Origin of the sequence: Siminovitchia terrae (assembly GCF_003605405.2) — a bacterium.
Lineage (GTDB): Bacteria > Bacillota > Bacilli > Bacillales > Bacillaceae_C > Siminovitchia > Siminovitchia terrae.
Genome location: NZ_QYTW02000012.1, coordinates 15297 through 33919 on the forward strand (window position 1 = coordinate 15297; position 18623 = coordinate 33919).

The 18623-nt window shown below is 39.2% G+C and carries 21 protein-coding genes; 15 read left to right on the top strand and 6 right to left on the bottom strand.

Annotation, left to right across the window (positions count from 1 at the left end):
- The first annotated feature begins 147 nt into the window (after positions 1–147).
- The 5 genes from D5F11_RS12795 (at position 148) to D5F11_RS12810 (ending at position 4364) form a co-directional block, all read left to right on the top strand.
- A complete protein-coding gene (locus tag D5F11_RS12795; protein WP_120116291.1) occupies positions 148–387 on the top strand; it encodes a hypothetical protein in 240 nt (79 codons plus the stop codon).
- 88 nt (positions 388–475) lie between these two features.
- Positions 476–1303 carry an SMI1/KNR4 family protein gene (locus tag D5F11_RS12800; protein ID WP_120116290.1) on the top strand — a complete coding sequence of 276 codons (828 nt, stop codon included), beginning with the start codon at positions 476–478 and terminating at the stop codon, positions 1301–1303.
- 155 nt (positions 1304–1458) lie between these two features.
- The gene (locus tag D5F11_RS26445; RefSeq protein ID WP_185830677.1) at positions 1459–1617 is read left to right on the top strand and encodes a hypothetical protein; all 159 of its coding nucleotides are present in this window, start codon (positions 1459–1461) and stop codon (positions 1615–1617) included.
- 433 nt (positions 1618–2050) lie between these two features.
- A complete protein-coding gene (locus tag D5F11_RS12805) occupies positions 2051–3025 on the top strand; it encodes a helix-turn-helix transcriptional regulator (protein ID WP_120116288.1) in 975 nt (324 codons plus the stop codon).
- A 148-nt stretch (positions 3026–3173) separates the two neighbouring features.
- Complete coding sequence (locus D5F11_RS12810; protein ID WP_120116287.1) at positions 3174–4364, top strand: MFS transporter; 1191 nt, start codon at positions 3174–3176, stop codon at positions 4362–4364.
- A 183-nt stretch (positions 4365–4547) separates the two neighbouring features.
- Here the strand turns inward: D5F11_RS12810 and ctaG are convergent, their stop codons facing one another.
- Both ctaG and D5F11_RS26450 read right to left on the bottom strand, forming a co-directional pair.
- Entirely contained in the window at positions 4548–5474 is a 927-nt protein-coding gene (gene ctaG, locus D5F11_RS12815) for a cytochrome c oxidase assembly factor CtaG (RefSeq protein ID WP_120116286.1), read from the bottom strand.
- Between the two features lie 134 nt (positions 5475–5608).
- The gene (locus D5F11_RS26450; RefSeq protein ID WP_185830678.1) at positions 5609–5770 is read right to left on the bottom strand and encodes a hypothetical protein; all 162 of its coding nucleotides are present in this window, start codon (positions 5768–5770) and stop codon (positions 5609–5611) included.
- A gap of 399 nt (positions 5771–6169) precedes the next feature.
- Between D5F11_RS26450 and hisC the strand changes: the two genes are divergently transcribed.
- The 6 genes from hisC (at position 6170) to D5F11_RS12840 (ending at position 11398) form a co-directional block, all read left to right on the top strand.
- Positions 6170–7282, top strand: a complete 1113-nt coding sequence (gene hisC, locus D5F11_RS12820; protein ID WP_120116285.1) for a histidinol-phosphate transaminase — start codon at positions 6170–6172, stop codon at positions 7280–7282.
- Between the two features lie 13 nt (positions 7283–7295).
- Complete coding sequence (locus tag D5F11_RS12825) at positions 7296–8594, top strand: aminotransferase class I/II-fold pyridoxal phosphate-dependent enzyme (RefSeq protein ID WP_120116284.1); 1299 nt, start codon at positions 7296–7298, stop codon at positions 8592–8594.
- A 152-nt stretch (positions 8595–8746) separates the two neighbouring features.
- Complete coding sequence (pdxR, locus tag D5F11_RS12830; protein WP_120116283.1) at positions 8747–10180, top strand: MocR-like pyridoxine biosynthesis transcription factor PdxR; 1434 nt, start codon at positions 8747–8749, stop codon at positions 10178–10180.
- Positions 10181–10677: 497 nt separating this feature from the next.
- A complete protein-coding gene (locus D5F11_RS25705; protein WP_143253770.1) occupies positions 10678–10890 on the top strand; it encodes a hypothetical protein in 213 nt (70 codons plus the stop codon).
- Positions 10891–10924: 34 nt separating this feature from the next.
- Complete coding sequence (locus tag D5F11_RS12835; protein ID WP_244861970.1) at positions 10925–11194, top strand: hypothetical protein; 270 nt, start codon at positions 10925–10927, stop codon at positions 11192–11194.
- 3 nt (positions 11195–11197) lie between these two features.
- The gene (locus tag D5F11_RS12840) at positions 11198–11398 is read left to right on the top strand and encodes a hypothetical protein (RefSeq protein ID WP_126646580.1); all 201 of its coding nucleotides are present in this window, start codon (positions 11198–11200) and stop codon (positions 11396–11398) included.
- Between the two features lie 205 nt (positions 11399–11603).
- On the opposite strand, the gene D5F11_RS12845 is transcribed toward D5F11_RS12840, so the two are convergent.
- The gene (locus D5F11_RS12845) at positions 11604–11762 is read right to left on the bottom strand and encodes a YjcZ family sporulation protein (RefSeq protein WP_425470809.1); all 159 of its coding nucleotides are present in this window, start codon (positions 11760–11762) and stop codon (positions 11604–11606) included.
- 565 nt (positions 11763–12327) lie between these two features.
- On the opposite strand from D5F11_RS12845, the gene D5F11_RS12850 reads away from it, so the two are divergent.
- Entirely contained in the window at positions 12328–12831 is a 504-nt protein-coding gene (locus D5F11_RS12850) for a DinB family protein (protein WP_120116281.1), read from the top strand.
- 105 nt (positions 12832–12936) lie between these two features.
- Positions 12937–13140 carry a hypothetical protein gene (locus D5F11_RS12855; RefSeq protein WP_120116280.1) on the top strand — a complete coding sequence of 68 codons (204 nt, stop codon included), beginning with the start codon at positions 12937–12939 and terminating at the stop codon, positions 13138–13140.
- Positions 13141–13143: 3 nt separating this feature from the next.
- Here the strand turns inward: D5F11_RS12855 and D5F11_RS12860 are convergent, their stop codons facing one another.
- Entirely contained in the window at positions 13144–13407 is a 264-nt protein-coding gene (locus D5F11_RS12860) for an excalibur calcium-binding domain-containing protein (RefSeq protein ID WP_120116279.1), read from the bottom strand.
- A 329-nt stretch (positions 13408–13736) separates the two neighbouring features.
- Between D5F11_RS12860 and D5F11_RS12865 the strand changes: the two genes are divergently transcribed.
- Positions 13737–14384 (top strand): FusB/FusC family EF-G-binding protein, encoded by a 648-nt coding sequence (locus D5F11_RS12865; protein ID WP_120116278.1) that lies wholly within the window; start codon positions 13737–13739, stop codon positions 14382–14384.
- A 593-nt stretch (positions 14385–14977) separates the two neighbouring features.
- On the opposite strand, the gene D5F11_RS12870 is transcribed toward D5F11_RS12865, so the two are convergent.
- Positions 14978–15859, bottom strand: coding sequence for a thermonuclease family protein (locus tag D5F11_RS12870; RefSeq protein WP_120116277.1), 882 nt, complete (start codon positions 15857–15859; stop codon positions 14978–14980).
- Positions 15860–16073: 214 nt separating this feature from the next.
- Here D5F11_RS12870 and D5F11_RS12875 point away from each other — a divergent pair, with 214 nt between their 5' ends.
- Positions 16074–17222, top strand: a complete 1149-nt coding sequence (locus D5F11_RS12875) for a saccharopine dehydrogenase family protein (protein WP_120116276.1) — start codon at positions 16074–16076, stop codon at positions 17220–17222.
- Between the two features lie 194 nt (positions 17223–17416).
- Here the strand turns inward: D5F11_RS12875 and D5F11_RS12880 are convergent, their stop codons facing one another.
- Complete coding sequence (locus D5F11_RS12880) at positions 17417–18610, bottom strand: acyl-CoA dehydrogenase family protein (RefSeq protein ID WP_120116275.1); 1194 nt, start codon at positions 18608–18610, stop codon at positions 17417–17419.
- Positions 18611–18623 lie beyond the last annotated feature (13 nt).

An 18623-nucleotide genomic window follows, 5' to 3' on the forward strand; every position in this document is an offset into this window, starting at 1 on the left:
TAAAGAAGGTAAATATGTCTCTTATACATTGTGCAACCCCTGACACAACATATTCGTATAATGACCTGATATATTCTAAATGGGGAGCTGCTGAATTCCACATCATTTGCTCAGCCTCAACTGATATTTATAGGGAGGTACATAAGAATGACCGAGAAAGAATGGCAAGAATTTAGATTTGCAGTAGAAGTTGAAGAGCAGGAACTAGCATTTTATTATAAAGGCGAAGAATGGTGGATTAGTAGACTATATGGTGAAGAAAAAAACTACCTACTTACACGTTCAAAAAACTCATATACTCAAGAGTATAGAACTGCCGTAGAATTATTCAACAATGGCATTGTTGATGGAAAACCTTTCATCGAAAGGGTGAAAGATTTTTTTTGAAATAAAGGTATTGCCTGTATGGTTATACTTTTTGAAGTTTTTGTATTTAATTTCCAATCTTTAACACGTATAGAAAAGGAGAATTAGTATGTTTGATTATGTTTTTGATACTGATATTGGCATAGATTTTGCAAACCTCGATGATTTAACAGATGAAAAGTTGAATCAGGTAGAGAAAAAATTAGGAGTCAAATTTCCAGCAGCTTATGTTGAACTTATGAAGAAACAAAATGGTGGAACATTATCTTATAATGAGTTTCATTCCAATAAAGTACCTGATGGTGAAGTTGATATTGATTCTATTATGGGTATAGATGTAGAGGATGGGATTGGGGAGTCTAATTATCTCGTAGAAGAATGGGATATAGAAAAGGGATTTGTCCTTTTTGCTGGAGATGGTCATGAATGGTTTGCTTTTGATTATCGTGAATATAAAGGAGATAATCCATGTGTATTTTACATAACAGATGAAGGTAAGCCAAAAAAAGTCGCAAAGGATTTTGAAAGTTTCTTAAAAAATTTAAAGAAACCTGAGTTTGATGATGCAGATGAAGATGATGATGGGGACTTCGATCGAGTTTATACAAAAGAGGAAGTAGAAGAATATATCGAAGAAGGTACGTCTCATTTTGATATTTCTGCGGGATTAGAGCAATTTGCTAAAGAAAAAGGTCATATGGAATGGTTTATAAAACAATCTCTAAAAACAATTGAAATAGAGGAAATTGACGATATTTCTTGGACTGTCGGTGAAAGCGTATTAATTAAATTAAGAGTCGAACCAAGAGAAAATTGGCCAATTGATTCTTTGCAAAAGATAGTCGATCATTTGATGGCAGTAACTGAGTATGAGGGAGTATCTGATATAGTTGCACAGCGTTTAGGAAAAAGAATTCAAAGAAACATTTTACAATAAGAAATTGATTTTTTACTCGTATGAGAGGGGAGTAAAAATGAAAGTATTGTTTTCTAGTTTGATTGTTATTTCATTTTTTTATCAATCTATGTTGCATACAAATACTTAAGCTTAACTTTATTCAGCAGAAGTCTCTCACTTCTGTAAGTGGAGAGATGAATGCATATTGGTATTCCATTCAGTGGGGGTTCAAACCCCGGCTGAATAAAGTTAAAGCCTCCGGTGGATGCCACAGATTTTCAGAGGAAATTTATCGAGCGGAGCTCGATAAAATCTGGGCGCAAATACGCCAAGGCGCATTTGATTGTTTTTAAGTCTAGGTATTTATTTCTTATAAGATTTGGTTTACAGCAAAAAAAATAAAAAAACACAAGAAAAAATACTTCAAATTATTTTCAGTGTGTTTTTAATCGGTTTTTCTGTTTATTTTTTTGTGACTAAATAATTTAATAATTAACTCAGCATGGTGAAGTTAGGGCCTGCTGCTTAAATAGGGTGATTTTCTTAGCAAAACTATGGTGTGCCACTAACATCGCCCTATTTTACACTTAGTTGACAATGAGAATTGTTATCAATTAAAATGATCAGTAACTCGTACTATGTGATATATCTATGCAAGGATGGTATTACAAAATCAGATTATTAGATTGGGATGAAACGAAATTTTATAGGAGAGTTCGGAATAAGGTAAACCTACGTTTGTATATAACGAGGGCTTGCATTCGTGAAGAAGAAAGGAGAACGGTTTTGAATCTGCAAATGAATACTCAAAATTTGGGGTGTCTCTTTGAGAAATTAAACGATGTCACTGTGTTATCGCAGAAGCAGAACTATCAGAAATATAGACTTCCGCTACAGAGCGGTGCAGGGCATGTAAAAAGGATTTGCTTAAGAGATGGCATGGAGATTAATTGGTTCGATGCAAATTTTGACGAACCTATCGCTTTAGATATCGATGTTCAGTACCCACACCTAGAAATTGCTTATACCCTAGAAGGGCAGGCCTATTGGGAGGCAGCCGGCGAACCTAGAAGCTACGATTTATCTGCAGGCGTTTCCACATTCTCATATATTCGCGATAAAAACCTTCATGCCGAGTTTTCTCCGTCTGAACGGATGTCGCATATGGAACTTCGCATCGATATTCGGCAGCTGAATGAACTACTTCCAGAGCTTAGCGGTATTTCGAACAAAGCTTTTTTCTGCAGGCAGTTAGCTGCTTCTCCTCATGTTTCTCGTATCGTGGAGGAAATGAAACAGTGTCCATATACTGGAACTCTCCAAAAGCTTTATCTAGAAGGGAAAGCTTTTGAACTGTTGGTATATCACTTGGATGGTGTTCAAAAGGAAGAAGAACAAAGTCGATCGGCATCCAAACTGAAAGTCCATGATATTCGCTGTCTTCACCAGGCGAAAGAGATTCTGTCCGGTACATGGAAAGAGCCACCCAGTTTGCTTGAACTCGCTAGAATGATCGGACTCAATGATTATAAGCTCAAACTAGGGTTCAAGGAACTGTTCGGCACGACAGTCTTTGGTTACGTACGCGGATTGCGAATGAATGAAGCACATAAAATATTGGAGCAAGGGAAGGTAAATGTGAGCGAGGCTGCCAGTATGGTTGGTTATAACAATTTGAGTCACTTTGCCAAACTATTCCGGAAAACCTATGGATATAACCCGAGTGAAGTTCAAAAAAGCTACGATTCTTACAGTCGATAAGGCCTTTAAACCAAAAGAATCCGTTTAGCATTAAGGAAAATCCGTTAGCAGGCGGCAAAGCATTCCACTTTCATTGATAATATATCTCAATAACTCGCTAATTTTATCAATCAAAAGAAGCGTCTTGTGAAAGGAGATAGATGTGAAGATGGAACGAGTACGATTCAGCATTTTTTTCAGTGTTTTTGTTGCCATGGTTGGCTTGATGATCATCGCTCCTGTCATGCCCCCGCTTATACGAGAATTGGGCTTGAGTGAAACTCACTCAGGTTTAATCATTTCTTTGGGGTCTGTTGCGATGGCAGTGATGGCTCCGGTGTGGGGAAGGTGGAGCGATATTAAAGGAAGGAAGCCTGTCATATTGATTGGCTTCATAGGGATGTTTGTGAGCTATGTTTTGTTCACGGCGACGATGTATGCCGGTTTGACGAAGCTTATCAGCGGCGGACTTTTAGTTATATTACTGATTATAGCACGCAGTATGGTTGGATTGTTTATTCCTGCTGTTCCATCGTCAGCACAGGCGTATATGGCTGACGTTACGGATGAAAAAGGGCGATCAGCAGGGATGGCTTTAATCGGTGCCGCCAATGGGATGGGGCTTGTGCTCGGCCCTGCAATTGCCGGAGGGTTTGCGCTCATCGGCCTAATTTGGCCACTTTATATAGGTGCGATGCTGCCGCTTGTCGCATTTATCGTCGTACTGCTGTTGATCCCGGCTCAAAAACCAGTTATTCAAGAAAAGCCGCCGAGAGTCAATCCATTGCAAAAAGAACTTCGTCTTTATTTGTTTGCTGGTCTGGCAACAATGCTCAGCATCGTCACTTTGCAGGTGGTCGGAGGTTTTTATTTTCAGGATCAATTATCTTTGACTACGAAGGAAACAGCACGAATGGTTTCCATGGGTCTTATGCTTAGTGGAGTTGCGATGATAGTCACACAAGGAATCCAAATGAAAAAAACGAAATGGGAGCCAAAGCCTCTGATCTTGGTTGGATCATTGCTTCTGATTATAAGTATGCTGCTCTTTTTGTTCATCATAAGCCCGATTGGTTTTTACGTGGCCTTCGCCTTTTTTGGCATTGGAGCCGGTCTGATGATGCCAGGTTTTATGGCAGGTTCTTCACTTGCCGTTGCACGTGAGCAGCAAGGCGGTGTATCCGGACTAGTGGCAGCTGTCCAAGGGATTTCTGCTATGATTGCCCCCATTCTCAGCACAACTCTATACCAAGTGGATAAACACCTCCCCTTTGTGGTCGTGGCGGCGATTGTGCTGCTAATGGCCATTACGTTACTTTCTGTGAAAAATAAAATCTCTACAAGCATGTCAGTACAATAATGTGTGGTTTGAAAAAACGCTCCATTTAATCGTGGAGGGGAGAATCATATGACACCATACAAAGTATGAATTTAAAAAGAGCAACTGTTATGATAAAAAGTTTCCTGAAGAGAAGGAAACTTTTTATCGTAATACAGGTTCTCGAGAAATGTGGTTTTGACTTATCATACCACAAGTGAACTATCATTTAAGATTGTCCTTATTGCTTTGGGCTTGTGAAAAGTTCATCGTTTCCTCGAATGCTTCTTCTTGGTCCTTTCGATACCATTCGAAGAAAATTTTAGCAATAATGGCCCCATATACAATTTCCTGGACAACCTTCATGATAATCCCGCCGAGTTGCTGATCTTGAAGGACGCCTAATGGATTGAACAACGATATCAGTTCAGGTGATGATGAACCTAATCCTGATAATGAGGATGGCGTTGCGCATAATGTCAGTGCATTTATCCACGCTTCAGGATCAGAATATGTTTGATACATGGGATCATTTGCAAAAATGATGAGCGCGCAGGCTGGTAACATTAGGACTCCATTGGCAAACATATACCCTGTTTTCAAGATTCCGGACATCTTATCGTATTCCTTAAGCGGATTTATAACCGGCCAAAACATGAAGATAGCTAGAAAAAATAATAATGTGTGGATGGAGGCATGATAAAAGCTAGTTGTTTTTGAGAAATCCAGAATCAGTGGAACATGATAAACCGAAAATCCCACATTAAATAGCAGGAGTGCCACTACAGGTTTTGTCAGGTGATGAAATAAGAATTTGATCACTCTAATATTCAACAATGCCCTCCACAGCCAAGTTGGTATCGAATGAATAAAAAGAATAGGCATTATTAATAGAAGAAATGCCATTTGAAGCATATGCATCGTTAACATCATGTGACTCATTAAATCGATTGGTGATCCTTTAATGATATACAGGATCGTGACAAAGCCAATAAACGAAGCTATTTGCTTTTTGGTAGGAGGCTTGCTCCCTTTAAAGAAATGCCGATACTTAACTGTAATAAGATAATAAAAAACAGTAATAAAGAGTAAAAATATTGCAAAATATGGACTCCACAATGAACGGAAGTCAAATAAATAGAAGATAGGCATAAGTCACCCCGCTCGTTCCTTTTTGGTACTTATCCAATGGCATTCAAGTTAAAAAAGCTAATTTCCTATTGACCTGGAAATCAGCTTATCAATATTAGAGTGATATCTATCATTTAATGATTGAGCAAAAATGATTATTGATAATAGCCGACTGTCCTCTTGTCATCCGGATGTGGATCGATGACCTCTTTTGTATCGGTAGGAAAAGCATTTATCACTTCGTACATTACAATTAATCCCGGAATTAGAACCACCGTCACAAGTATACCGATCACCATCATTAAAAACTGAGTCATATACTCATCCCCATTTAATTTTTTTGAAGACATTTTGTTAAACGTGATTGATCTTCACAAAAAAATTCTAAAGGAAAAAATATCGACTGTGACCATCCAATCTTTATTAAAAAACCCCATCCAGCTTTTTGGAGTTAAGTGCGTCGTTATCAAAAATCGATGATCATTTCGAGTTCGTAAATACGACTTGAAAAAGATTTTTAAAAAAAGGGGGAAGTGTGAAAATTTGCAAATAAAGAGTTGCGCAAATAACAAGTGGATGGTCAAAACAAGCCGTAATTGGATGATTAAAAGTACGGCATTTCCGTTAAGATTATTAATAAGATTTTATTTCGCTAATTCTGCGATTGTTGTCTCGTGTGGGTGAATGTTTTTTTACGCTAATAGGGGGCTTGAAAAATGGAGAAAAACAGCAAAATAAAAAGGCGTTTAGCTTTAAATAAGATAAAACCGTACCAACCAGGTAAACCAATCTGGGAATTACAGAGTGAATTAGACTTGGATCAAGTGGTCAAATTAGCTTCAAATGAAAATCCGATTGGTCCATCACCTAAAGCAGTTGAAGTATTACAGCATTCTTTGTCGACGCTTAACAGATATCCTGATGCTCATGCTACGAGATTAAAAGAAGTCTTGGCAGCTCATTTATCCTTATCTACGGAACAATTCATTATTACAAACGGTGCGGATGAACTGATTACACTCATTTCTGAGACATATCTTGAACCGAATGATGAAATTATTGTTCTCTCCCCATCTTTTAGTGAATATCAATTTGGGGCGAATTTGATGGGGGCTAACATTGTCAGTATTCCTCTTGATAATAGATTTCAAATTAATATTCATACAATCCTATCGTCTGTTACAGACCATACAAAATTGGTATACGTATGTTCGCCTAATAATCCAACGGGTACGTATCTATCTTCGAATGACCTTGAAGCATTGCTGTTAGCATTACCTGAACATGTCCTTCTAGTACTTGATGCAGCATATAGCCATTTTGCAACAAATACCGATTATACAGATGGCCTGGAGTTTGTTCGATCAGGCCATCAATTGATTGTTCTCCAAACCTTCTCAAAAATATATGGTCTAGCAGGTATAAGGATAGGATTTGGGGCCGCACCTTCATCTATTATTGGTAGTATAACAAGTGTAAAGGAACCATTTAATGTTAATACACTAGCTCAATATGCAGCGGCTTCTGCTATTGAAGATGTCGATCATGTTAACCAATCAAAGCTTGTGAACACATCCGGGCGCAAACAATTGTACGAAGCGTTTTCTAGATTAGGCTTATCCTATATAGAGAGCATGGCTAATTTTGTTTTTGTGAAAATTGGCCATGAGGCAAAAAGAGTATATGAGCGGCTGCTTGAAGGTGGAGTCATCGTCCGTCATGGTGATGCCTGGGAAATGCCTGAATATTTACGGGTTTCAGTCGGAACTCAGGAAGAGAATGCAAAGTTCATTAAACAACTAGAGTTGATTAAATCAAAAGCTGAATAGAGGATGAGAACGAATGAATGAGCTTGCAGAAAATTTAAATGCCCGCATACAAAAATCCAATCCTTATATTTTTGAATTACTATCTGATCTCGGTAAGAGGTTATATTATCCAAAGGGAATTTTGAGTCAAAGTGCGGAGGCAAGTACCAAAGCAACCCGATATAATGCAACAATCGGAATTGCAACTGTCAATAATTCCCCCATGCATTATAAACATATACATGAAACCTTAAAAGGGTATTCTCCTGAAGAGGTTTATCCCTATGCACCGCCAGCAGGAAAAGAAGAGCTGCGTGAAGAGTGGAAAAAGAAGTTATTAAGAGAAAATCCTTCTTTGAAAACCAAAAGTATTGGTCTCCCAATTGTAACAAATGCTTTAACCCATGGTTTAAGTATTTTGGCAGATTTGTTTGTAAATGAAAATGATACGATTATCCTTCCTGATAAGTACTGGGGAAATTACGCGTCCATTTTTCATATTCGACGGGGTGGAAGCCTGATAACTTTTGATCTTTTTGATCAATACGAAAATGTAAATGTCGTTGGATTTAGAGAACAATTATTAAAACAGAAAAAATCAGGGAAGGCGATCGTGTTACTCAATTTTCCGAATAACCCAACAGGCTATACTCCTGATGAAGTAGAAATCGGCGGAATCATATCAGCATTACTTGAAGCTGCTGAGGCAGGTATTAATATCGTATTGATTTTGGATGACGCATATTTTGGCCTGTTTTATGAGAATTCAATCAAGGAATCTCTGTTCGGCAGGGTTGCTGGTCTCCATTCAAGAATATTGCCTATTAAAGTGGATGGCGCAACAAAGGAGAGTTACGTTTGGGGGTTACGAGTCGGGTTTATCACGTACGCCTCACACGACAAAGAAGTATTGGAAGCCTTGGAACAGAAAACAAAAGGCATCATTAGAGGAACAATTTCAAGCAGTTCCCAATTATCCCAGACAATCGTTCTAAATTCTTTAAAATCAAATGAATATGAGGAAGAAAAGCGTCTCAAATATGAATTAATGAAGAAACGGGCTGAACGGGTTAAAGAAATAGTCAGTCAGGACAAGTACCAGGAAGTGTGGACACATTACCCGTTTAACTCGGGGTATTTTATGTGTTTAAAAATAGATAAAGTGAATACGGAAATATTGAGGAATTATTTATTGGAGAAGTATGGAATTGGTACGATAGCCATCAATCAAACTGATTTAAGAATCGCATTTTCGTGTGTAGATGAAGATGATTTAGAAGAACTTTTTGAATTCATCTATATAGGGATAAAGGAATTGCTGGAAATGTCATGAAAGATAAGCCTGAATAAAGGGATGAAAAAGGTACAACAAATTCCCATAGTAGTACTCTGGAAATGCTCCTTTACTGCCTGGTAGCTTAATTATAGGTATAATTATTTTTATAAATTGAAATGATTGTAAATCCCAATACGGAGTGATAGTAAATGGAGTTCACACCAGATTCTTCATCTAAAAAACCCATTTATAAACAAATTGCTGAATTCATAGAACAAGGGATTTCATCAGGAGAGCTTTCTCCTGATGTCCCCTTGCCATCTGAACGTACTTTAGCAAAGAAGATAAATGTTAATCGCAGCACGATTGTAGCAGCTTATGATGAATTGCAATCTATTGGAGTGGTGGTTAGAAAAAAAGGAAGCGGCACGTATATCAATACGGATATATGGGGGATATCTCACAAACGGGTACCAAATTGGGGAAGATATGTAGAGGATGGTTCTTTTCTGCCCAATCTACCTTTAGTACAGAAAATCCGTACAGAAACACAGAAGAATGAGCGGATTAATTTGGCAAGTGGTGAATTAGCTTCTGATCTCTTTCCTGCTGATCAATTCCGTTCTATTTTAGCAAAACACCCATTCAATGGTTACTTAGGATATGATCATCCACAGGGGAATGAGCTGCTGCGAGAGACGATTTCTCATCACGTGGAAGATTATAAAAATATCTGTATCAGTCCAGATTCAATCCTGATCACTTCGGGAGCGCAGCAAGCCCTTCATTTAATTGTGCAATGTTTGCTTAAGCCAGGAGATACTGTAGCGATTGAAAATCCGTCGTATGCTTATTCCTTGCCTATTTTTCAATCAGCTGGTCTTAGAATTCTATTATTACCAGTTGATAAATATGGCGTGAATCCTGATGATATTATAGAACTACAAAAAAAACATCGGATTCGAATGTTGTTCTTGAATCCAGATCATCAAAACCCTACTGGGGCAAAAATGTCCGTGTCCAGGCGTAAACGGATTTTAGACATATCTTCAGAATACGGCATTCCAATTATAGAGGACGATCCATATAGCTTGACCTCGTTTGATGGAAAAATAGGCCCTTGTTTAAAATCAATGGACGATAGTGGAAATGTAGTGTATATTAGTTCGCTTTCTAAGATAGTAGCATCAGGACTGCGAATTGGCTGGATCATTGGGCCGCAGAAGGTGATTGAACGTTTGGCAGATGCCAAACAACAAGTGGATTTTGGGCACAGTGTCTTTCCACAATGGGTGGCTAATGAATTTTTAGGATCACCACAATTTGGCAAACATATTTTAATGCTTCGAAAGTACCTTCAAGAGCGAAGAGATTTAATGATTTCGTCGCTTTTGAAGGTGTCAAATAATGAAACGGATGTCTTTGTACCTGAAGGCGGAATTCATTTATGGTATAAGTTAAATGAACCGGTTGATGAATATAGGCTGCTCGATGAATCGATGAAAAAAGGGGTGGCGTTCGTCCCGGGGAGTATTTTTGGTTCTGAAAAAGGCTACATTCGTTTTTCTTATGGACGAGGACAAAAGCACTCAATCGAGGAAGGAATTTCTAGATTCGCCAGTGCACTAAAAAGCTTCGCTTAGATTTAACTTCATTCAGCAGAAGTCTCCGACTTCTGTAAGTGGTAAGATGAATGCCTATTGGTATTCCATTCAGTGGGGGTTCAAACTCCGGCTGAATAAAGTTAAAGCCTCAGGCGGATGCCACAGATTTTCAGAGGAAATTTAACGAGCGGAGCTCGATAAAATCTGGTCGCAAATACGCCAAGGCGCATTTGATAATAAGGAATCTGAAATGACTCTTGGGTTCATCAAGAGTTATTTTTTTATTAAAAGTGGATGAGCATAAAAAGGCAGAACTGGATGGTCCAATTAGGAATGAAACTTATTAAAATGAATAATGATGCAGTAATAGAAAGAAGGGTAGGTTTCGGAGGATATGTTCTTTAACGGCGATCTTCATGCATGCATGAACGAATGACTGCATACGGAGTGGTTTTTTCTATTGGTTTGTTGGTTTCCATGAAGGCAGACATACTTCCTTTTAGAATTAAGTTTCGTCATTTTACATGCCTCTATTGATGAGAACAAGAATACTGTTTAACTTCATTCAGCAGAAGTCTCCCACTTCTGTAAGTGGAGAGATGAATGGATATTGGTATTCCATTCAGTGGGGGTTCAAACCCCGGCTGAATAAAGTTAAAGCTTCCGGCGGATGCCACAGATTTTCAGAAGAAATTTATCGAGCAAAGCTCGATAAAATCTGGGCGCAAATGACGCCAAGGCGCATCTGATGTGCATATGATAATGGAAGATAGTTTACAGGGAGTGATTTCTTTGACATTATATATGATTATTGGTGGGGTTATTACAAGTATAGCTGCTCTTGTAGGTACGTTTCTTGTTGGAAGAGATGTAACAAGGCAAATGAAGAAGTATGAAGAAGAAGGGGCTACTTCCCAAGATGAATTAGCAAGATCCTTGGAGTACGAAAAAAACTCTTTGGGCTACAATATAAAAAGATTATCATGGATTTATGTAGTATTGGGACTTGTTGTTCTAATTGTTTCAATAAGTATTGCCTATTACGGAAAATAATCAATGTTGCTAGTTTTAACTTCATTTAGCAGAAGTCTCCACTTCTGTAAGTGGAGAGATGAATGGATATTGTATTCCATTCAGTGGGGGTTCAAACCCCGGCTGAATAAAGTTAAAGTTTCCGGCAGATGCCACAGATTTTCAGAGGGGATTTATCGAGCGAAGCTCGATAAAATCTGGTCGCAAATACGCCAAGGCACTTGATTTAGCATTATAGTTATTGAGGAATAATCGCTTATAGCGACCTTAGGTGCAGATTATTCATTTTATGCCATACTCCTTTTTGATAGTTTGAAAAAATAGGTTTATTTAGCACCGGTTTTTTAAAAAAAGAGCGCTGTGAAGCGCTCTAGGAGGTTAAGATGAGTCGAAAAAGGATGCGAAACGGTTTAATTATGCCCGAATCTAATTAGTTACAAAATGCTGTACCGACAATAATCAATAGAATAAACAGCACTACGATCAAGGCAAAGGAATTACGAAAACCATATCCACCGCCATATCCATAACCGCCGTATCCACAACCGAACCCACAGCCGAACCCACGGCCAAAGAAGCCCATGAACATCACCACCTTATAGGATTAATACAAATTATGCAGGTCCAAGTAAAACGAGCTAGGGATATGCGGACAAATCTCAAAAATGGGTTTATTTTGGGACAATATCTTGGTTTACTACCGTATTGATGACTATGTCATACTGCGGCTTTCATTGGCGTTCGGAAAAACGCCAATAAAATTTTCGAGCTTACCAGACAGGTGTCCGATCAAATCTTTCATATGACGAAATTATGTAAGAACATATAAACTCTTCATAACCGTTGATAAATCACATTGCAAGATAATACATAACCGTACTTGGGGCTGCTTTTGGAGAAAATAATGTGTAGATAGAAGTTGGATATTAAAAAATTAAGCCTGGTCAGCGCCGGGCCTATTTTAATTGAAGCTTTAATTGATTACCGCACCGGTTTCTAGCCTACGGACAAAAAGCGAAAAATTATAAGAAGGATAAGTTTGATTCGATGTAGAAGAAATAAAGACATGCGGTAAAGGAGAATACTTTCCAACGTAGAGAATATATACAGAATGGGCATCAAAGTACGTACTTTTCGATAAAGGGAGGAAGCTCATGAATAAATTAGCAAATGACCATTTGCATGAAACGAGAAATAACCTTATAAAGGAGATTAGTGTATTAGGCGATGCTCAATTTAATAGTAAGCCTGATCCGAATAGTTGGAGTATAGCACAAGTTTGTCATCACCTGGTTTTAGTGGAAGAGGCATCTATAAAGGCTATTTCATGGGGATTACAAGATAGTGCCAGCACTCAAAAAGAACGTAAAAATGTTCACTCTATATTATTGAATAGAACAAAAAAGCTTAAAGCCCCGAAAATCGTTGAACCAGATGTAAAACCATTTGAAATTCAGCAAATAATTGATTTGTTAAGCGAATCCAGAAAAAAGTTGATGACTTTCCTCAGTACTATAGAAGATGAATCTTTATTGGCGAAAAAATCAATGAAGCATCCAGCTATAGGTGATTTACCTCTCGATCAATGGATCGAACAAATCTATGTGCATGAACAGCGGCACATAGAACAAATAAAAGAATTAAAGGCAGCACTCTAAAGCTTGCTCAAGTAAAGCTAGGTCTGTGGCGAGCCTAGTTTATTTTTACAAAATGTTCTCCCAACGAGCAATAAAAAATAGGCCCGTGATAGCGGGCCCTTTAACTTGATTCAGCAGAAGTCTCCCATTTCTGTAAGTGGAGAGATGAATGCCAATTGGTATTCCATTCAGTGGGGGGTCAAACCCCCGCTGGATAAAGTTAAAGCCTCCGACGGATGCCACAGATTTTCAGAGGAAATTTATCGAGCGAAGCTCGATAAAACTGGGCGCAAATACGCCAAGGCGCATTTGATAAAAACCACTCGATAGCGCTTATTTTTCACATGCAATGCCATCCTTATCTCTGTCCATTTTTTTGTTTGCATTATAGAGTTTTGCGGAAACGTATGGCTTGTACTTTGTTTTTCCGCCTTTATTTTTTATTTTGGACGATTTTGCAACGCCACCTTTGTAATCTTTATTCAAGGCAGTACAATTTTTGTAGGTTTTTACTTTGGACTTTGCTTCCGCTGTATCATATGAGGTGTAACCAAAAATAAGTCCGGCTCCCAGCACAACCGCTAACACTTTTTTCATTTAGAACACTCCTATTATTCATTACTTTCCTAATATTTTACTATTTTTCCAGATTAAAATAAATTTCAAATCAAAAATAACCAATGTCGAAGAAATGCAAATTTATTTACCAGAAAATCTATATTTATTGTACAATATACATGATCACTGGAGGTGATATAAAATGGCGAAAATATTTCCGCCAGAATTTGCGGCGTCTCATGCGAAGCCTTTTATTAAAATAGGCGATACTTTGCATGAGGTAGACTGATTAAACCATCGCCTTAATTTTATAAATGGCTTTGTCTTCCATCCAAATTTTTTATACTAAAAATAAGGAGCTAATTAAAATGACAAGCCATAATGAAATACAACCCTTTATTAGATGCGACCAGTTTAATTTTATTAAATTTCAAGTGAAGCATTTGGTGCATGCCCATTCTACCGTAAAGGATCCAGCCGTTCTAAATGCAATCAAATATGGAGCGCTGGACAAGATAATGAATCTGTTTCCGGAAATGAGTGAGGATCATCAGGTTTTTCATAAAATAACCGAAATCGAACAGGACATTCAGGGAAAAAGTTTTCTGGATGCTCTAAAATCGTACGTAATTCCTTTTAAGCCCATAACGGAAAAAACGGTAGGGAAGCTTTTTCCAAAAGCGGGGAAGCTGAAACTACAATTTTTAAAGAATGTAGATTTTAAAGAACTATCCTATTTGGGCTGGTATGATATTCGTTCTGATAAAAAGTTCCTCATTTTTGATTATAAAGGAAAATTAATGGGGATTCATGGAACGTTCAGGCATAAAACAAAAGGGATTTGTTCTTTATGTAATCATCATGGAGAAGTGGGTTTGTTCATGGCGAATGTAAAAAGCGGGAAAGAAACATTCACTAACCGCGGGAATTATATTTGCGATGACAGCCATGAATGCAATCAAAACTTGCAAAGACTGGATAAGCTTGAATATTTCATAGAGAACTTAAAAAACTGAGGATCATTCCTCAGTTTTTTTGTGTAAGTAAGGAAAATATAACTTGTTATGGAAAGTTTTATTCAAAGGAAGCTTATTCTTCAAGCTACGACGTACAGGAAGTACTAGTGCAAGCGAAGCGACAGGACGTCGCGCCTTGAGCCAGCCGACGTACAGGAAGTACTAGTGCAAGCGAAGCGACAGGACGTCGCGCCTTGAGCCAGCCGACGTACAGGAAGTACTAGTGCAAGCGAAGCGACAGGAAGTCGCGTTCTGAGCCAGCCGCCCTACAGGAAGTACTAGTACCACAGAAGCCACAGGATGTGGCGGCCTGAGGCGTAAGGATCAAGTCATGCGGAAGTTTATTCAGGAAGAATGTGCTTCTGCTGCACAGTTTATTCAAGGAAGCAATGTTTCCCTCGTCGCAAAGCTGCATGAAGCATACTCAAGGAAACTTTTCACGATGTAATTGAAATTAGTAGCTTTGCTGTAGTGGCTGAGGAACTCCCTCATCAAAATTCGCCTTGTGCTTGTCACCTAAGGCTCAAATAAGAGATAGGTGAAAGTGAATTTTATCTGGAAATGAAAAAGAAAACAGCCATCTAAAGGCTTCCTTATCTTTCGCAGGCATATCCATCTTTATCCCTGTCCATTTTAGCTTGATAGGCGGGATGGCCTTCAGGGACTCCATTTGGGTAAACCTTTCTTAGTTCTGTGCAGTTTTGAAAAAATTCCGTGCCGCTTTCCGGCTTGGAAGTCTGGCTTTTGGCAGGTTGGCTGTCAGTGGAGGATTGCTGTGAACCTTCTGATGATCCAGCCGAAGATTCTTTAAAGCCTGAATCTGTCGCATAGTTTTCGATGGACCAAATACCGATTTCTTTTACTTTAGCTTTTTCTTGTGCTTCCTCATAAGTGGTTAAATGTCTTGTATTTGGAGGGTAAACATAAGCAACCCGGGCTAAACCTTCTTCCAACAACATCTCTTGCACACTTTTCCCATCGACATACACATAAGCCAGCAAACGCCCGTATTTATCAACACGTTCCCCAATGTCGAACTCCAGCGTTAAATCACCACTGTCAACCAGTTGTTTGTTTCGCTCCTTGGCTTCTTCGCCAAACGGCTGCTTACCTAAGCGCGGGTGGTTTGTTTCGGGCGTATCAATTAACAGGTAGCGGACATTTTGTTCTTTTCCATTGTAGAGGACCTTAATGGTGTCTCCGTCTATCGTTTTGACAAGTGTTACAGGAATATGATCGATTGTACCGGATGTATCAGTGGATTGATCTTTTGCTGACGTTGGTTCTTGTACTTCCTGTTGTTGAACATCTTTTTTCTGATCCTGATTGACCGGAACGCTGTCAACGTCAGAACAACCGCTCAAGGCAAACAGGCTGAGCGCAAGGATAGAAACAGTAATTTTGCGCTTGGACGCTGCTGTTATAACAATGCCAATTAAAAAAAAGATGAAAATAACTCCCCAGATGACGTTCATGTTATTTGAACTCCTTTTGATAATAATGAATTGTTCAGATCTTTTCATATTAAAGAACATGCAAACAAGGTCTATTTTAACATCAAAGATTGTATAATCAAGCAGGTTTTGGAAAAAGACAAACTGAACAAAAAGACAAAGCTCCCTGTTTGAACTTGATAATTCTTCCTTTCTTTTAAACATAGAATGATTAAAGAAAAGGGGAGTGAGTCTATTGAAAATAGCTGTATTGGGTGCGGGATTGATGGGAAAGGAAGCTGTCCGTGACCTTGCCAGTTCTAAAAATGTGAAGGAGATTGGTATAGCAGATATTAATTTTGATCACGCGATGGCTGTATGTAGAGCGGTCGGTTCGCCGAAGCTCAAAGCGTATCAATTGGATGCCGGAAGTTTTAAGGATCTTGTTCAATTTCTTCAAGGGTATGATGTTGGCATTAATGCTCTGTTCTACTCTTTTAATGAGCAGGTGGCAAAAGCTGCTATTCAGGCAGGAACACATTCTGTTGATTTGGGAGGGCATATCGGGCATATGACGGATAAGGTGCTCGCCCTTCACGAGAAAGCGAAAGCTGCCAATATTACGCTGATCCCTGATCTGGGGGTAGCTCCTGGCATGATCAATATTTTAGCAGGATATGGTGCAGAAAAATTAACTAAGCCAGCATCTATCAAACTGTATGTTGGGGGAATCCCGCTCCGGCCGGAGCCTCCCTTGGAATATAATCATGTTTTTTCAATGGAAGGCGTGTTTGACCACTATACTGATCCTTCCTTGATTATACGGGATGGATTGGTACGGGAAATTCCATCCTTATCGGAAGTGGAAAAAGTATATTTTGAAAAATTTGGCCCATTGGAGGCCTTTCACACTTCAGGCGGTACGTCCACACTTTCAAAGTCATATCCGAACTTACAAACATTGGAATATAAAACAATCCGATACCCAGGACATTGTGAAAAATTTAAACTGTTGGTTGATTTGAACTTGACTCACACAGATTATATCGTGGAAGTGAGAGGACAACAAGTCAAGCCGCGTGATGTTCTATTAAAAGTGTTGGAGCCTATCGTTGATTTGAAGGATAAGGATGATGTCGTTTTGCTCAGAGTGATGGTAGCGGGAGAGGCAGGAGGAGAGAAGGGGACTTTCGAATACGAAATGGTGACGTATAAAGACCGTGGACATCAAGTGACTGCGATGGCAAGGGCGACAGCCAATACGATATCTGTTGTTGCCCAAATGATAGGGGATGGGATAATAACCGAAAAAGGAGTATTTCCACCGGAGCAGATTGTTCCTGGGGATATTTATATAGAAGAGATGGCCAAAAGGGGAGTCCATATAGTTGAGAAGAGATATTAAGGGTAATCTATTTGTAATTGCTCTGAAAAATGGTCACCAATGGAGAAGATCCGTGTTCATTATCGTATCAGCGATCCTGTTAAACTTGGGTGCCATGCCACGGAGATAACTTTCACTAACCTTAACGGAGGCCTCCATTAAAATAAAAAGCCGTCCAGGAAATCTTTTACAGGACGGCCTCCTTGCCTATTGATTTAATCTTCAAACGGCCACGCCGGCAACATTCTGTTAAGCTCTTTATCCTCACGGTAACCTAGTACATAATCGGCCTGCATGATGGTGTGGATTTCCCGAGTTCCTTCATATATTACTGGTGCTTTGGAATTCCTCAAATACCGCTCCACGGGGTATTCGTTTGAATAACCGTAAGCTCCATGAATTTGAACGGCGTCGTCTGCGGCTTTATTAGCAAAATCGCATGCTTGCCATTTGGCAAGGGAAGTTTCCCTCGTGTTGCGCACTCCTTTGTTTTTTAATTCTCCTGCACGGTATACAAGCAAGCGGCTCATTTGCAAGCCAGCTTCCATATTGGCAATCATCTGTTTCACAAGCTGATGGTCTCCAATTTTCTTGCCAAAGGTTTCCCGCTCATGACAGTATTTAATGCTAGCTTCAAGGCAGGCCATAATTTGACCGCAAGCTCCCGCTGCCACTGTAAAGCGTCCGCTATCCAAAGCGGACATAGCAATTTTAAATCCTTCCCCTTCTTCTCCAAGCAGGTTTTCTTTTGGGATTTTTATATTTTCAAAAAATATTTCCCCTGTATTGCCTGCGCGGATTCCCAATTTTCCCTTAATAGCCTTGGAGGAAAAGCCCTCCATCGTCCTTTCCACAATGAAAGCTGAGATTCCATGATGCTTTTTGCTTTTGTCCGTGTAAGCGAAAACGAGGAAGTGGTCAGCCACATCACAAAGGGAAATCCATGTTTTTTGCCCGTTTAAAATATAGTAGTTTCCATCCCTGACTGCTGTCGATTGCAGGGCGGCAACATCGGATCCTGCATTTGGCTCCGTCAATCCGAACGCACCGATTTTTTCTCCTTTAGCCTGAGGGACAAGGTATTTTTGCTTCTGATCTTCCGTTCCCCACTGAAGCAAAGTCATGCTGTTTAATCCGGTATGTACAGATACGGCTGTACGAAAAGCTGTATCGCCCCTTTCCAACTCCTCGCACACAATGGCAAGAGAGTTATAGTCCATTTCGCTTCCGCCGTATTTTTCCGGAATACAGACTCCCATTAAGCCGAGTTTCGCCAAATCAGTAATGATTTCTGAGTGAAACTCTCCTTTTTCATCCCATTCGGCAATATGAGGCATGATTTCCTTATCAACAAAATTCCGTACCGTTTTTCTTAACATGATTTGTTCATCGCTAAAGTCGAAATTCAACTACAGCACCCCT

Coding starts and splice junctions, on each gene's coding strand:
- D5F11_RS12795 (WP_120116291.1), top strand. CDS start 148: ATGACCGAGAAAGAATGGCAAGAATTTAGATTTGCAGTAGAAGTTGAA.
- D5F11_RS12800 (WP_120116290.1), top strand. CDS start 476: ATGTTTGATTATGTTTTTGATACTGATATTGGCATAGATTTTGCAAAC.
- D5F11_RS26445 (WP_185830677.1), top strand. CDS start 1,459: ATGAATGCATATTGGTATTCCATTCAGTGGGGGTTCAAACCCCGGCTG.
- D5F11_RS12810 (WP_120116287.1), top strand. CDS start 3,174: ATGGAACGAGTACGATTCAGCATTTTTTTCAGTGTTTTTGTTGCCATG.
- ctaG (WP_120116286.1), bottom strand. CDS start 5,474: ATGCCTATCTTCTATTTATTTGACTTCCGTTCATTGTGGAGTCCATAT.
- D5F11_RS26450 (WP_185830678.1), bottom strand. CDS start 5,770: ATGACTCAGTTTTTAATGATGGTGATCGGTATACTTGTGACGGTGGTT.
- hisC (WP_120116285.1), top strand. CDS start 6,170: ATGGAGAAAAACAGCAAAATAAAAAGGCGTTTAGCTTTAAATAAGATA.
- D5F11_RS12825 (WP_120116284.1), top strand. CDS start 7,296: ATGAATGAGCTTGCAGAAAATTTAAATGCCCGCATACAAAAATCCAAT.
- pdxR (WP_120116283.1), top strand. CDS start 8,747: ATGGAGTTCACACCAGATTCTTCATCTAAAAAACCCATTTATAAACAA.
- D5F11_RS25705 (WP_143253770.1), top strand. CDS start 10,678: ATGAGAACAAGAATACTGTTTAACTTCATTCAGCAGAAGTCTCCCACT.
- D5F11_RS12840 (WP_126646580.1), top strand. CDS start 11,198: ATGTTGCTAGTTTTAACTTCATTTAGCAGAAGTCTCCACTTCTGTAAG.
- D5F11_RS12845 (WP_425470809.1), bottom strand. CDS start 11,762: ATGTTCATGGGCTTCTTTGGCCGTGGGTTCGGCTGTGGGTTCGGTTGT.
- D5F11_RS12850 (WP_120116281.1), top strand. CDS start 12,328: ATGAATAAATTAGCAAATGACCATTTGCATGAAACGAGAAATAACCTT.
- D5F11_RS12860 (WP_120116279.1), bottom strand. CDS start 13,407: ATGAAAAAAGTGTTAGCGGTTGTGCTGGGAGCCGGACTTATTTTTGGT.
- D5F11_RS12865 (WP_120116278.1), top strand. CDS start 13,737: ATGACAAGCCATAATGAAATACAACCCTTTATTAGATGCGACCAGTTT.
- D5F11_RS12870 (WP_120116277.1), bottom strand. CDS start 15,859: ATGAACGTCATCTGGGGAGTTATTTTCATCTTTTTTTTAATTGGCATT.